The organism is Glaciecola sp. G7-5 (genome assembly GCF_055808975.1).
The window spans coordinates 4,500,815-4,518,078 of record NZ_CM147892.1; the positions used below are offsets into that span (position 1 = coordinate 4,500,815).

Sequence of the window (17,264 nt, forward strand, 5' to 3'; positions counted from 1 at the left end):
AATTACTCCGTTGTAAAGGTTGGGTTACCAAAATAGCGACGATTGCCCGCATAATCATATAAATATAACAAGCTCACGGTGTAACGACTATTGGCTTGCAAAGGTTCATCTGGCACCAGCGTAATGACATTACCTTCAATGCTTTGTGAAGTTGCTACTATAACATTGTTCAGTTTAAGCGTTATTTGACTGCTCGCTTCTATTGCTTCACTTAGCGTGATGACAATGCTTGAGTCAACTGCCACGTCCACCGCTCCGTTTTCAGGAAGCATTTCGATTAATGTTGGCGCAGTAACATCATCATCGGCTAATTCACTGGTAGTAAAACTGATAATTTCGCTATTACTTAGTCTATTGCCAGCATAGTCGCATAATTCATTTACATAAACCTGATAGCTGGTATTGGTTTGTAAATTCGCACTGGGCTTAATAGTAAGCGTAGTTCTATTTGTTGCCAGACTTACCGAACTTTCAATTGCGACTCCCGCTTGTTCAATCCAGATATTGCTTGCAATTGGACAAACGTCACTTAAGCGCTCAGAGAATTCAACCACTACCTGTAGATTGACAGGAATCGATATGCTTCCATTTGGAATGCTTATCGCACTCACGCTAACGGGCGTGTCATCTTCTTCAGTACCGGTTCTAAAGCTTCTAAAACCATTTTGGCCAACTATATTGCCCGACAAATCATATAAATAAGGACTATAGCCTACGTATAGATAGTAGAGCGTATCAGCATCTAATAAATCATCAGGAACAAGGGTAAGCGTTTTACCATCACTACTTAAGGTGCGAGTAGCTTCAACTCTTGCATTGTTTGCCGTATTAGCTAAGTACATTGAGTCTTCATCAATTGTTGGGCGACTCACAATTTCACTAAAGTGAACTTGTAGCAAGGCGTTGAGTGGCACGTCTGGTGTATTGTTGACCGGAATACTATAGCTATCAATAGGCGATGAGGCAAAATCAGCATCGTTACCTGTTGCAAAATTTACAGTGTAGCTAGACGCTAGTGTATTTTGAGCAGTGTCACTAATGTTGCTGATCACTAAGCGATAATCACTATTGACATCTAATAGTGCTTTAGGCGTTATCGTCAGCAAGGTTCTTCCTCGCGAAATGGCAAGGTTAAACGGAACATCTTCATTGTTACTATCGGTAAGTGCTACTGAATCTGCAAATACGCTACTTGGCTCACTAAACCTTATGTTGATTCGAGCATTGATAGGAACACCAACCTGATTATTACTAATTGACGACGACGTAACCGTTGGAGCCACTAAATCCTCATCGTTACCAGTAGTAAACGAGATGAAGCTGTACGGAGCTGCATTGCCACTTAAATCTTTAAGATAATAGGCATAGAAATAATATAGCTTTTCTGTCTCTAAGGCTTCAACCGGCGCAATAGTTAATTGCATCCCATCAGGGCTCAATTCATAGCTGGTAGGCACATTTTCCCGAGTTACAGTATCGTATATATACACACCACTAGGAGTAATAGAGGCTGGATCTATAGGCTCGTCGTAAAACCATTTTAATACTGTGTTTGTTGCCACCAGTTGTGCACCACTGGGCAAAGAAGTGTCAAGAACGACAGGCGGACTTAAATCTGGACCCGAGCCTGTAGTAAAGGTAGTCGACAATTCGCTTACCGAATTACCCGCTAAGTCTTCAATATCAAGTATGGTGTCAGTAACTTGAGTATCGGGTGCATAAGGCAAGGTGTTTGAATACATAACGCGTTTATTATCTTCACTATACTGAATATTAGTTCTTACACTGTTGCTATTTATGAACGTTAGAGGATTCATTGATTCGTCAAATACGACCGATAAACGCGCATTTATACCAACATTTTCTTGACCCTCAGACGGGCTCTTACTAACGATGATAGGAGCGCTATCATCTTCAGCCGCGTCAGCAGAAACGGTAAAGTAAGTCGCATAGTTGTACCGTAGGGGATCACCATCGGTATCTAAAATTGCGCGAGAGTAAGAAATGTAGTACCTCACTCCAGCTTCCAATAGTTCATCGGGTCTAACTTCAAGTAACTTACCTTGATTGGCCAGGCTGATAGAAGCAGGTAGTGTGGTCCAGCTACCTCGGGTGTCATACAAGATGACATTTTCTGCCGTCAAAGTAGTTTCATCGAGCGCTTCGTTAAAGCTAGCAGATATAACCGGATTTAGCGGCACGTTAGCCGTTGAAGCAACGGGATGGTAAGCCAATAGCTGCGCATCTTCTCCAATCCGCTCACTAACAACGTCTTCCATTATAAAGCTACCTGAATAATCAAATAGTGGGTTACCCGCTAGATCAGTAGCAACAGTATCGAAGTAGTACGTAACACGCGCGGCACTTGTAAATCCGCCGTCTTTGCTCACTGTAAGTGTGCGGCCATCACCCGACAAACTCGCGCTTACTTCGATACTTACGCCATCTTCTGTAACCTTAAGTGACTCTTCAATACTTTGTATATCCATTGCTTCAGTAAAGTAGACCACAAAAGAATCCAAGCCTAACCATCCGCCACTGCCATTTCCAGGAACGGTAAGTGACACTCTAGGCCTTGTGGTTTCGTTTTCATTTCCACCTGTTGTGAAACTGCTAATAAAGGGACTCAGCGCATTGCCAGAAACGTCTTCAATGTTGCTCGTGACGACCAAACTGACCACAGAGTTGGCAGGCATACTCGCATTTAAGGTAACTTGGGTTCCATCACTTGAGCGTGAAATGTTCGGTCTAATAACCTCACCATTTGCATACAGTGAAATATTCTGATTATTCAACGATGCGCTATTGATAGGCTCATCAAAGCTTAACACCAGCGCTTGATTAGGTTCGATATCACTTGCTCCGTCTTGCGGTGAAACAGCGACTACACTTGGTCCTTGTGCATCATTACTCGTTTCAGTAGTGAAATATGAGTAGCCTAAATAACGGTTGTTGCCGGCATAATCATTTATGCCATATAGAAGCGCGATACTATGTTGTGTGCCACCTTTTAACGCAATGGTTGGTGTGAAGGTGATTTGATTGCCCGCTATTTCATAGCTTCCTTGCACAATTGAATCAGGAATGCTCACTACAGGGCGGCTACCCATATCAATTGCTTCACTGAATGTCATCACAATACTACTCAAATCGACACTTACATCCACGCTATTGTTACTTGGTGTAACGCTTAACAAGGTAGGTGCGGTAGTATCTTCTGCGCTATCATTTAGCGTTGTAAAGCTGATTTGCTGAGCTTGTATTGTATTGCCGGCATAATCACATAATCCATCAATACTCACCGTATAAGAAGTATTACTTAACCAATTTTCACTTGGGGTGATGACTAAAGAGGTTTGATTATTCGCAAACGCAACATCAACATCAATTTCGCTTATACCATCGCTCGTTGAAACCGCGCCATTAAGGCAGTAGCGTCCTAAACGTTCGTTAAAATTGAACATGACTCTACCGTTAACGGGTAATTCGGTATTTCCATCATTTATATTTACCGAACTTAGCACCGGCGCATCTTGGTCAACACTTGTACCGGTTTTAAATGCTCTAAAAGCATATCTTGCGACTGCGTTTCCAGCAAAGTCTGTTAAAAACGGTGAATAACCCAAATACCAATAATAAGTCCTATTTGGTCTTAGGTTATCTCTTGCGCGCATTGTAAGTGTTAATCTGTCGTCACTTAGTTGCATATCAACGGGCACGTTTAGACCCGTTGAAGTATCACGTAAGTAGCTTGTATCTGAATCCAATAAAGCTGCATCAATTGGCTCGTCAAACTGCGCACTTAGTAGCACATTCCTACTCACATCTTGGCTATTATTGTCAAAATTGAAAACGGCGACATTGCCTGTTAACAAATCTGCAGAATCCGATGTGGTAAAGCTAATATCGATATCACTTACTTGGCTATTACTACTGACATCTTGCTGATCCTGCACCACAAGACGATACATACTCATGGGCTCTAACAACTTATTGGGGACCAGCGTAATCAGTTCACGGTTTCGCGATAGCAATACCCGCGAGGCAACATCGTTACCCGCACTATCAAGCAACTTGATTGAATCATAGTTAAGTGTACTTAAAGACTCATTGAAACGAATATTCAAGCGCGTATTAATAGGTACATCAAGTTGCCCTTCTTCAACCGTTGCTGCTACAACATAAGGAGGACTAGTGTCATCTTCAAAACTCGTTACGAAATACCGGTATTGGGTACTCAATGTATTACCGCTTAAATCCCGTAAACCAGAGATATAAGCGTAATATCTGCGCCCAGAAAGCAATGCTGTGGTAGGCGAAAGGCTTAATTTCGTACCGTCACTATTGAGCTCAATACTCGCATCAACTTTCTTACTTTCAACGACATCAAAGAAGTAAATATTGTCAATAGACATGCCAATATTCTGAATTGGCTCACTGAAGGTAGTTTCAAAACTGTAGTTTACCGGTACCTCAGTCTCGTTATTTTCAACATTAATTTCTGCATAGATAGGTGCGGTTAAATCTGGACCCATTGCCGTTGTGAATGTATTACTCATACTGGCAACGGCGTTAGTTGCGTAATCTTCAACTAATGGAACAAGTTCTGTATGTGAATCACTTGGCGCTAAGGGGTCAATATACTCATAGCGCACCACGCTGTCGTCTGCGCTAAATTGTACATTAATTGCGCCCGAGCGATTAAACGTGAGTCTATTTATGGCTTCGTCAAGTTCAAACGAAAACTGCGGTAGGGTACCTACTTCGTTTGCGCCTTGCGCAGGTGAAAATGCCAATATCATCGGCGAACGATCGTCTATATCAGCATCTTGTGAAGTATAAAAATAAGTCGCGGCATTGCTCGCAAGGTTATCACCGTCGGTATCAAGAATACTCGCCATCATTAATAAATAATAGGTATTATCTGCAACTAAGGGATCACTTGGCGTCACTAACAAAATGCTGCCGTCTTCGCTTAGCGAAACAGATATGGGCAATTTTGCAGAGCCGTTGGTGATGTCGTAAAGAATGACATTATCGTCAACAACCAGCGAACTTTCATCAATAGGCTCATCAAATGCCACTCTCAAAACAGGATTTAACGGAACATTTCTATTATTTGAGTTTGGCGAATAAGCTGTTACTCGGGGTCTTATGCCTTCTCCGTCACTACTCATTCCAGTGTTAAAGTAGGTCTGCGAGTCATTTAACGGATTACCATACAAGTCAGTCGCGCCGCCGTCCCAATACATTTGAATAAGTGCATTGTCAGCAAAAACATCGTCAGCGGTAACCCTTATGGTTCTGCCGTCGCCTAATAGCTCAATTTCGGCATCTAGTAAGGCGCCATTTTGCGCAAGATTAAATGCGTCATCTAAGCTTGATGGATCAAGCGCTTTGTTGGTGTAGAAATAAATTTGATTTAAGTCAGTCCAACCGCTAGAACCATTACTGGGTGTTTGTTTAATAATGCTGGGACGAGCGTAATCATCCCCGCTAGGACCGGTAACAAACGAACTAATAAATGGGATTACACGATTGCCCGACAAGTCACTCACGTTTGACGTCATCACCACACTAACAATCGAGTCTGCCGGCATTGTTGCAGATAAGGTCACATTCTTACCATCAGCAGAACGGAAAATCGTACTACTTAAACGCTCACCATTTGAAAATAGCGCGACATTGTCAGCATTTAAGGTATTGGGATTGACCGGCTCGTCAAAACTCAGCACCACGTCTTGTAAAGGATTGATGTCTGAAGCACCGTTGGCGGGTGAAATAGCACTAATAGAAGGGCTTTGATTATCTTCTACGTTTTGAGTGGTAAATGTATAACTACCTAACCATCTGTTGTTATTAGCTAAGTCAAAAATAGTGTAAGCAAAGCCAATCGAGTACGTGGTATTCCCCGCAAGCGATTCACTTGGCGTAAAGGTTAAGGTATTGCCACTTATTGAATAGTCTCCGCTTACGGTTACGCCTGCACCGGTAATCGGAGGAAGTGAGTTAAAGCTAATGTCTTCACTAAAAGTCACCACAATCTCATCGGTTACCGATACATCCACGGCCCTGTTTGCAGGCACACTATTGCTAATGGTGGGCGCAGTCAGGTCGGCCACGTCAGAATCAGAGCTTGTGAATGAGAAGCTCTGTTCCGTCATAATGTTGCCTGCGTAGTCACAAACTCCACTAATGGTCACTTGATATGTAGTAGAGGGTTGAAGACCCGCGGTGGAAACCGTAAAGGACTGTTTGTCTGAGGATAAAACAGCACTGGTATCAATACTTACATCACCACTAGTTATCGATACCACGTCATTCGCGCTGCAGCTTACGCTATCACTAATGCGTGAATCAAAGCTCACAACAAAACTCGAATTGACAGGAATATCGACTAAACCGTCAATGATATTTGTTGTCGTTATTTCTGGAGCCTGATTATCGCTATCAAGGCCCGTATAAAATGACCTGAAACCATTTTGCCCCACGTTATTGCCTGCGAGGTCTTTTAAGAATGGGCTATAACCCACATAGAAATAAAACAGGGTGTCTTCGCTAAGTATGCTATCAGGAATAAATTGTAGGCGAGTGTTGTTATCTAATAACGCGATCTCACCTTCTACTTTTCTTCTTGAATTATTATTGTATAAATAAAATGCAGTGTCATTAATTGTGCTTGGATCAATCCTCTCAGAAAACGTTACGTCTATTAGCGCATTTCGGGGTAAATCTCGCTGCCCGTTGGGCATACTATACGCCACGATAGTGCCAGGCTGGGTATCACTGACATCGGATGTTGTAAATTGAATATCTGAATTAGTCGCAAGTAAGTTGCCACTTAAATCTTGAATACCATCTACTCTATAGAGGTAAGTTGTATTCGCATTTAACAAGGTAGTCGGTTTAATGATAACACGCTGTCTATCTGCACTTAGGCTTCGGGTAACCGCTACCGCGTCTCCGTTGGTGTCAACAAGCTCAATACCGTCGATATATAAAGCATTGATTTGTTCATCAAACAAAACGGCTAATTCTGCGTTTACTGGGACTTGGGATTGCCCTTCTTCAACGGTGGTCGAGATAATTTGTGGACCTTCTCCATCGGGTGCAAAACTAGTCACGAAAGACATTGAAAAGTTAGTCATTTCGTTGCTAAATTCATCCAAGATGCTTCGACCTAGTGCAACGTAATGTCTTCTACCGACCAAAAATGGCGTATTGGGCGTGAAAACTAAGCCCGCATTATCGTCGGTAACTTCTATAATACCTGGGATACGCACATTGGTATTTTGATCGTACACATAAAAGTTATCTGCGTTTACTGTATCAGCCTGTATTGGTTCATTCAGTAGTAGTGTTATTTTTGCATTAACGCCAATATCCAGCGAACCATTTGTTGGACTTGAAACCACCACAAAAGGTCGTTCATCATCTACGCAGTTACCAGTAGTAAATGACGACACATAGGTTTCGCTCAGCAAGTTGCCCGCAGCATCTCTAATATTTTTGATTTCTACTGTATATTCTGAATTATCTTCTAAAATACCTACCGGATTTATGAAAATTTCAGTATTAGATGACTGCAGAGAATAGTTAGCGTTAACCACTTGTTCTGTTTGCGTTAAATATACAAGGGCATTTTGAGCATTTATGGTGTTGCGCTTAATCTCTTCTGAAAACGACACGGTAATGGGTGCGTTCTCACATATATCGGTAGCGGCATTTAGCGGTTCAATTGCGATAACAGTTGGTGGAGTTATATCAGGGTTTAGGGGATCTGTGCCGTCTAATACTTCTTGGCCATCTTCTATTCCATCGTCGTCAGAATCTTTTTCAAGCGGATTAGTCCCTCTTCTAACTTCATCACCGTCTAACAATCCATCGTCATCAGAGTCAGGATCGCTAGGGCTGGTCAGCCAAGTATTAACTTCTTCGTTATCTCCTAGACCATCGTCATCCGCATCGGGCTCAACACTTAATAATACGTTGCGGGTGCCAACATTGTTACCAAAGTCAATGGCATTAACCCTTAGCTCTAGTGCCGTTATGCCGCTTGGCACGGTGTAAGGAATGGCATAAGGCAAAGTCGTATCTGACCTAACAACTGTTCCGTTAACAGACAACTGCACAGTAGACACTGCAATATCATCAGTTGCATCTATCAGCACCTGTATATTGCTACCTTCAACAACAACCTCTCCATCTACCGGAGAAACAATGGTAACCGTTGGGGCAACACCTTGTGTGTCATTTAACATCCGATACTGAGAAATATATAACTTACCAGAGCCTACTGAATACACAAAACCAGAATCGACAGACAAGCCATAAGCGTCTCTATCACCAAATTGTCTAATGTCTATAACGCCTTGGAAAAGACTGTTCTGCGGGTCAAAAATGTTTACATAGGGCACCGCATTTACGAACAAAATATCTGAGAAGAAAGCGAGTCCGTTAGTGAGGGCAACATCACTTGGATAGAATCTTGAATCACCGCCAACAATATTAGGCGACATTGGGTTGGATATATCAATGACTTTGTAGCCACACGTGTAGCAAGCAACATAAGCATAGTCGCCTTGCATGACGACCGCCCGCAAATTACCAATGTTGATGCTGCCTAAGCGCAAAGGCGATGCAAGGTCAGATATATCAAGTACAATCATTGAAGAACTATTGACGATCACCGCACGTTCATCTTCAGCATCAACACTAATGGTATTGCCCAGACCATCTAATTGAGATTTCAAAATTGGCGTGCTAGGTTCACTTACATCAATAATTTCAATACCGCCGTTTCCTATGGCGACAAACAAATGTCCGCGATCAAAGCTGAGTTCTTTTGCTTCCGCTGCCGTGGGATAATTTGTGATAAGTTGCGGATTGCTTCTATCACTTACATTGTAAATATCAATGCCTTGGGAGCCTTTGGCAATATACAAAATATCACCATCTATTTTCACATCCACCGCACCACTCGCGCCGCTTATGCTTGCCGTGATTTGAGGATTTGCTTTTTCAGACACATTAACAATATGCACACCAACGCTTGATGCAGCAATATAAACAAAGTCACCTTGCACGTCGGAGTCAACGCCGTTACCGCTAAAGTTTAATGATGCAATGCCAACGGGTTGGAAACTCTCTACTGCAATGGGTACTTCAATTTCTAAATCGAATAAGGAAACAACAACCGTGGTTTCGCCAACACCTCCGCCAAAGACTTCGCCATCTTCAATACCAAAACTAGCGACTGATAGGTCGTTTGAGGTATAAGTAGTACCAAAAGAAGAGCTAGTGACATCTAGTCTAGAGCCATCTACTAAGGTTGCTGAAATTTGTAGCTGGGTAGATACTTCACTGTCAATAGAATTAAAGGTCATGGCAACTGTAGAAGGAATAGAACGAATCGATACAATAGCCGCTTCAAAGTCAACATCGTCTGCGTCATTAGGATCGGTTCCAATACTCACTTCAACAAAATCAGGCAGTAAGTCACCGTCACTATCTCGTAATACCGGATTTGTAATAAAGCCATCAACGCCGTCGATTAATTCCTCAAGGTCGCTAATGCCGTCACTGTCTGTGTCTGCCATATAAATACTGGTACCAGCATTAAACTCTTCTAAGGCAGTAAGGCCATCATTATCAATATCTTCTTGGGCATCTATGGGGTCGTTTGGATTTAATCCATTAGCGGTTTCATAGGCATCGGGAATACCATCGCCATCAGTATCCTCTCCTCCGTCAACACTAACTTGCAATAAGCTAATTACTTCATCTTTTCGCGCTATAATAGACGCACGACCTGGCGATACGGCTTCTACAAGCCCATTGCTTGTTACCCTTACAATATTTGAATTAGTAGAATTATAGTTAATGCCCGACGAAGACTGCGTTACGTTTTCTACAGAGCCATCAGCGTAGTGAGCATTTACTAAAGCTTGATAAGTTTCGCCTATTGCAGACAACAAAATCTCATCGTTGTCACTGGCAAAAGTAATCGTGCCATCTTCGTTAAATGAATAAACATTTGTACCCGGGCTAGCATATTCTAGGTGAGTTGGAACCCGTTGTAGCACCGCGGTATAAATACTGGGTGTTTCGCTAAAGTTATTTTCGCTGATTGAGAAATAGTCTGACGCCCCTCTTTGTGTCACGCCTTCACGGATACAAGTCGCACGCGCTCTTATCTGCCCCATATTTGACGGCACGTTGGTCAAAAACCAAGTGCCATCTGCTTGTACGCTTACCGTTCGATTGAGTACATTAATAACGCAGGATTGATCCAATACCAAAAGCTCTCTTTCTGGCTCAGTAGCATCTTGCGCGTTCGCTTGCGAAAACACACCTATGCATAACATAAGCAAAAGAAAACTAAGCACTACACGTTGTGCAGGAGTCCTCATGATGTCCTCCAATTAGACGAAATGGGGTAAGCCGTCTTTATTAAAATCATAATTTATATATAAATGTTGGGGTATCTGCATACTTTTCCCCCAACACCTCTACAACAGGAGCTTCCATTGCAAAATTAATTGCTTGAGAAGCGTTATTTGTAAAATCGGTGAGCATCAACTTAGCGCCTTTGGCGCTAGACTCAATTGCTATCGCTTGCATAGGCTCGGTGACTATATTGCCAAGAGCGTCTTTTGATGACGGCTGAAAAAACACAACCATTTGTTTGTCACCTTTTGGAATGTAGCCAAATATTTTTATATTTTGCCAACGGCTAATTCGCTGAATAGCTGCAATGGGGTGATACCATTCTCGTTTAAATTCGAGCTTAGCGTTTTCCTTGGTTTCAAATAGACTATATAGGTAAATATTTCTGCTATTACTGGTGCCCAAGTATTGATCGATAACCTCGTTGTAAGCCGCAATTGCCGCACTTTTTTCTGGATCACTGTCTTTTTGATTTTTCAGATTTTCGTCAATCACCAGGCTAGCAAGTGCAGCTAACTCTTGATACACGCTTTGCAAGGATGAAAGTGGTATGCCGTTAATTGATGCCGTGGTTTTCGCCCCTCTGCTTAGGTCCAGCGTAATTGGCGTAATGCTTTGCATCGCAAACGAAAAGACCATTGGGTATTGAACGTTTTGAATAGATGAATACTGCATAGCGTCAGTGGGTAAAAATATGGCTTTAGTATCAAGTGCGTTAAAGGCGTCTTTGTTCTTTGCTTGAACCTGCGCATTGCTATCTAATAATCGGCGAACTTGGGATATTTTATTCACATTTGATTCGGCGTTATCAATTTTATTTGAAATAAAGCATTTGTTTGCATCGCAAATTAAGGCTTCTCGCCACATCATGCTTCGATTTTGAGCACCCGACAATTTAACTTCAAAAATCTGAAAAGGCCCCCAACCAAACGAGGTCAAAAAATCAATCCGTTCAAGATTTGTGTAACCGGCATATTTAGTTGGCATGCTCAACAAACTGTTGATATAACGCTCTTTACTTCCGTCTTGTTCAAAAAACAGACTCGCTGCATTTTTTGGCTCGCCTTTTATCATCAAGCTATAATATTGCTTAAATAACGCAGACTGCTTTGAGCTGTCGGCGCCTTTGAGCCCATCTTCAAATTTTAAGAGAGGCCGGTCAATTACTCGTTCATTTTGAAAAATACTCGCAACCATGTACGGCTTGTTATCGTGACTTATCAATTCAACAAATTGTCGTTCCAAGTTTGCATTTGCCTCAATTGACACAAAGGTCAAAACAAGCAAAATAAACATTCTAGGTACAAGCAATTTTTCTAATAAATACACTTTTTAACTCCAAACATAGTAGGCAATACCGCCTGATACAAAAAAGATTGATGCAACAAAAGCTATATAATTAGATGCATCGACACCTTTTTCTATGACTGCCTGAGAAGGCTCATCAGGATTGTAATAAACGGTAATTTGTTTTTTCCCTTTAAACTTTTCACTCTGTTTATGCACGGGCACTAACGCCGGTTTAAAACTAATGACATTGCTCTCATAAGTCTTGCCATCAACCTCATACTCATAAAAAACGTAATATTTATGCGTCTGAACTTCACCGTCACCCGAACGAGACATATAGCGACCTTTTTGCAATACATTGGCATCAATAGGTATCCAGTTATTACTTTGTTTCCCTAGCTTCATGTAATATGCCGCTACTATAAAAAGTAGCATCCCTAAACCGACCAATACGACTGTGATCAACAGCATTAAAAATGTACTCCCTTAGCTATAAACAAGAAGCCGACGACCCTTCAAATAAAGTGCCTTCTTGAAGAACATCTTCATACTGGTAATTAAAGAAATCGAGCTGTATCGTTGCTTTAGCAAAAATCTTACCTGCAACTTTTTCTAACGCAATTTCACATTTATCACCGCCAGGGCATTGCGAAACTGCAATCTCAGCTTTTACACCAGAGCCACCCGTTGCCCATAACTCACCTCGTGTACCAGTATAGGGACCAAAGCAGTTGGTATTTTCATTCTGAGCTTCTGTCTCTACGTTCCTTGTAGGACACCTGAGTCTGTCAAATTTATCGTAGCCGAGTTGCAGCGAACCGCCTACCGAGAGCTGTGCACCAAGTGAACCTGCAACAGAAACCGTAATACAATTGCCTTCTTCACAATCTGAGGTTTCATAAGCAATGGTATTGCCAAGACCACCTTTCACCTCTAAGAAAGGACCAATTTCGTAAGCAAGAACAACCCTTGTCACAGTAAAAGGAATGATCCTGGAGAGATCAGCAGCAGACGCCCTAAGCCCTATTTTCATAGAGGTCTCAATCTTGTATTCACCTTGATACTTATTATATTCAGACTTCAAAGGCTTACCGGGGCTGCACTCTTGACAGCACTTTTCGCCCGACTCAATTGAGCCACCAACTGTCAATGCAGCGCTTGCCGCGACCACTTCTAATGGACCGGGTAAGAATCTCCCTGCATTTTTTAACTTGTCTACCAAGCTATCTAAACCAGCAATGTCACCACTTGAAATTGCTGCTGTGCGTTTATCAGGATCGGCATCACAGTTATTGCCACATTTTCCGTCTTTGCAGGTATAACAAGACTGGTTCGTTTCAGTCGAACACTGACTACCATTTTTGCTAGCATCTGGGGCAGGACTGCCACCTTCACATTTTTCACATTTACCGTTAGGCCCTGTTGGGATTTCGGAATCATCGTTAACTGGTGCCCCGCCGCTACATTTTTTACAATCACCAGGGTCTTGGCCATCGTCTGGCACACAACCACCATCTTGGCAATTAGCGCCTTCACGCTTGTTACAAGTGGGACAACCGCCACCGCCACTTCCGCCGCCTCCGCAACAACCCGAGCCTTCAGGCTGAGAGCCACAGTGCCAGCCGGCTTTGACTACCCCAACACCAGGATTAGATTCAACAACACTGCCATCTTCACTCGTTGTGCCAAGGCCTATAGAAACAAACTCTTCAAGGTCGTGATCGTAAGAATACATTTCAACCTGGGCTCCCGGTGGATGCGCATCCACGTTGGGCAACGACAGTCTGGCGGGTGGATCAAACATCGCTCCAGAAGGTTGAATAGTAACGATAAATTGCGGCTGCATACCATTTGGTGGAGCCATTGGCACTTTTGACGCATTTACCGAAGTAACCGAAATTAATCCTTCGCGAGACCCATCTGGGAAAGTGACTGAATCTCTTTCGATTTCTAATTTAAAGCCAGGAAACTGTGGCATTTCTAAAACAACATCTTCTGGTCCTGCAAACACCGCATTTTCAGTATTCAACTTGACCATGTAAATGGGTGCTGGAAGCGGGTTTTCAGTGCCAGCAATGGTCACCAGGTTGTAACTCAAGGCTGGGTATTCACCACCATCGGTAACTGTTGAACCATCAGCAATTAAATGCACGGGCCCTACCGGTGCTTGTTCGATTATAAATTGTCCATTGCTATCAGTTACCGCTTCGCGAGTACTGTCCTCAATTCGCACTGTTACATTTACAATCGGGTTGTCTTGGTTATCAAGCACTACGCCGGTAATTGTTGTGTTCGCGCTAAGCGCAGGGACGAATGCCGATGCTGTAAATCCTGCCGTGATCAAACTTTCATTTTGCGCGTCTAGCAATGTGGCTTGCACGCGCTGTGCGTCTAGTCCGGTTTTATTGCCCAATTTGTACTGGGCAGTTGCACGACCATCGCTATCGGTCAATACGGTTATTTGAGCGCTACCGTTGCTAAAGGTACCCTGGCCTTGTAGAACATCGTATCTAACCCGTGCACCTTCAACCACATTCGCACCACTATCAGTAACAACGGTCACAAAAGGTTCTGGGAGATTATTAAACACAATTCCACGCTGATTGTTGCCTGAATTGACACTTAACTTGTTGCCTAACGAACCTTGTGCATTGGCATTAAAATTAACACTTCCTGTAATCCCAACTACCGAAGCACTGACTTTGTGATTGCTTACGCCAGTTCTTGACCCTAAGACGAATTCAGTTGACGCCATGCCCTCGGCATCGGTGTCTACGACCACCGCTCGGCCTTGATTAGCAGTGCCAACCCCTACCTGACCTGACCCTTGCGTGACACGGAAAACCACAGCTTGATCTGGTAGTGCTTGACCACTCTGATCAACTACTTTTACGACTAAAGGTTCAACTAAGGTTTGATTAATTCCACCGGTTTGGTTTTGGCCAGAAACAGCCTGCAGTTTTTGCCCCTCCAGCGCAGAATAATTAATCACTAACGACAAAGTAGATGTATTGCCCACTTGGTCAGAAGCTTCAATAGTAATTTGATTAGGTCCTTGAGTAAGATTGATGTCACTTACCGAGTAACTTCTATTTTTAATACTCGCAGTAACCCCATTTACGGTTACGTTAGCTTGCGCTTCTTCAACGGTGCCTCTGACAATATCGTTAACTAAACCTGTAATCGCAATGACCGGTTCATAAACCGTTTGATTATTTGTGTATGAATCTATCGTTAAATAGGGAGGCGTTTTATCAAGTGATACGGTGATAAGGTCGGTGTTAATTTCATCATTAACAATGGCTCTAGCTTCGATACTGTTTGAACCTTCGCTCAAACTAACGTCACCTTGGAAGCTGCCATTATTATTTTCTACTTCTACGCCATTGAGATACACAGTAGCTTCACTTGATGCAGTACCTGAAACCGTTATTGGCGACGTGCCAACCGTAATAAGTGAGCTTGGTGTATCAATAGTAACCACCACCGATGTACGCTCTTCATCATCAGGAATACCATTGCCATTGTCATCATCATCAGCTTGCATGCCTAATGCTTGGCAGGCATCATCGCAGTCATCTGGAATACCATCGTTATCAGCGTCGGGTAAATCACCAATAGGAATTAATGGGTAGCCATCGTTTTGATCTTCAATCAAATCGTTGTCATCGTCGAGGTCGGCGTTATTGCCTATGCCATCGCTGTCGGTGTCGGTAGTTTCGGTAGCGTCAAAAGGAAATGCATCCTCAGTATCAATAACGCTATCGTTATCATCATCAGTATCTGCGTTATTACCAATGCCATCTAAGTCGTTGTCTGCAGATTCCGAATCATCCAAAGGAAATAGATCGTCGTCATCTAGCACCATGTCGTTGTCATCATCGGTATCTGCGTTATTGCCAATACCATCGCCATCAGTATCTACCGATTCTGATGCGTCTAGAGGAAACGCATCTTGATCATCTAAAACAGTGTCATTGTCATCATCAGTATCAGCATTGTTGCCAACGCCATCGCCATCGGTATCTACCGATTCTGAAGGGTCGAGTACAAAGGCATCAAGGCTATTTTCTACACCGTCATCATCTAAATCGGTGTCGTTAGCCACTTCACCGACTAAATCTTGGTCTTCAACAATGCTTTGAATGACGCTATTGAGCAGACTAGGCGCATTGTTTGCTAAATTGCTAAAAAACGCGGTGCGATTGTCAGCGTCACTAAAATAGGCAAAAGTATCATCAACACCATCGGGCAAATTATAGTTTTCGTTATCAATGATAATTTTAATTGCCGCAGCAAGCTCATAGAGTTCAACGGTATCAAGCGCTGCAGTATACTCTTCTAGTTGCTGCTCTTGATTTATGGGCTGGTTGCCGTTGGCTTGGGTAATTAGAATTGATTTGGCAGTTGAGACATTTGTTACGTTAGCTCCCAAAGTAGCACTTGCGTCTACCACACCCTCACCATTGGCTAAGGCTTTTAGCGTTGCAATCGTTGGAAGTTGAGAAACTAATTTAGCACCTAAATGCGTAGTGGGATCGCCTATGGCTGTTATTAAAATTAGCTCGTCGTAGTTCTTTTCATCAATCTCAATGACTAAAGAATAGTTACCTTCGGCGTTAGAAGTTGTGCCTGCGCTATCGTCCCCTGCAGTAAAGCTAACCGTAGCGTTGGCGAGTGGCTCGTCTACTACCATCCCTTGTAACTCGACCATTTCACTTAAACGTTCTACATTAAGTGTAAAGGAGGCAGAGGATGTCGCTCCTTCGTTATCACTTACTGTGACGCTAAATACCAATGTCGCGTTTGCATCAAAGTCGGGTAAATCGAAATTTAACGCAGTGCCGGTGTCTGAACCTATCGACACCGTTGGCCCAGAAGTTTGGGTCCATTTATAAGTGCTAATACTGCCATCAGAATCTGTTGCGACAGCATTTAAGGTCACTGATTGTTTTTCAAGAACGTCGCTCGTGCCTGTAATATTTACTCGCGGCGCTGCATTTTGAGTTTGTTCTTCAGAAGAATTATCGCTACAGGCGCTTAACAATGCCACAAGGGTAAGAGAATACGCCGCACGGTGAAGTAGTGTCGAAAGTCGGTTAAGCATATCCGTCGCCCGTTAGTTTGTTGAAGTTGTCACCAAACAAATTAAGGGCTAAAGCACCAACGCATTTACGTCTTTTCCACAGCAAACAACAAGACGTTTATCACCAGATGGCTCTGGATAAATCCGTTTCTTTATCCCATAATTCTATATGGTGTCTCGGTCAAAATGACGTGCGACTCTTATCTTCCCTAATAGACCTTACGATCAAACAACAAGCCTTGAGATATAAGCTTAAACACAGCAACATCATTCTGGACTCAAATAATATAATAGCTAAAAGTAGGCTGAGAAAAGGGTGTTAAGAAATCAATGCAGACTTTTCACTACCAATGTAACATTACGTACTTTTAACTTGACATAGTAGAATTTACATTATTTATATATCATTATAGACAGCGTTAATTTAATAATACAACAA

Annotated in this window: 4 protein-coding genes; all 4 read right to left on the bottom strand. The window is 42.6% G+C overall.

Annotated features, from left to right (window positions below; all coding sequences use genetic code 11):
- Window positions 1-2: 2 nt before the first annotated feature.
- The 4 genes from AC0L6H_RS19850 to AC0L6H_RS19865 are packed head-to-tail and all read right to left on the bottom strand — an operon-like array spanning window position 3 to window position 16,846.
- Window positions 3-10,412: an Ig-like domain-containing protein gene (locus AC0L6H_RS19850; RefSeq protein WP_473391055.1), complete on the bottom strand. Its 10,410-nt coding sequence runs from the start codon at window positions 10,410-10,412 to the stop codon at window positions 3-5.
- Window positions 10,413-10,458: 46 nt separating this feature from the next.
- Entirely contained in the window at window positions 10,459-11,778 is a 1,320-nt protein-coding gene (locus AC0L6H_RS19855) for a hypothetical protein (protein ID WP_473391056.1), read from the bottom strand.
- 3 nt (window positions 11,779-11,781) lie between these two features.
- A complete protein-coding gene (locus AC0L6H_RS19860) occupies window positions 11,782-12,210 on the bottom strand; it encodes a DUF3592 domain-containing protein (protein WP_473391058.1) in 429 nt (142 codons plus the stop codon).
- Window positions 12,211-12,229: 19 nt separating this feature from the next.
- On the bottom strand, window positions 12,230-16,846 hold the full coding sequence (locus tag AC0L6H_RS19865; protein ID WP_473391059.1) for a PKD domain-containing protein: 4,617 nt from the start codon (window positions 16,844-16,846) through the stop codon (window positions 12,230-12,232).
- Window positions 16,847-17,264: the final 418 nt, after the last annotated feature.

Bases quoted from the DNA above. Each gene is read 5' to 3' on its own strand.
- AC0L6H_RS19865 (WP_473391059.1), bottom strand. From the start codon at position 16,846: ATGCTTAACCGACTTTCGACACTACTTCACCGTGCGGCGTATTCTCTT.
- AC0L6H_RS19860 (WP_473391058.1), bottom strand. From the start codon at position 12,210: ATGCTGTTGATCACAGTCGTATTGGTCGGTTTAGGGATGCTACTTTTT.
- AC0L6H_RS19850 (WP_473391055.1), bottom strand. From the start codon at position 10,412: ATGAGGACTCCTGCACAACGTGTAGTGCTTAGTTTTCTTTTGCTTATG.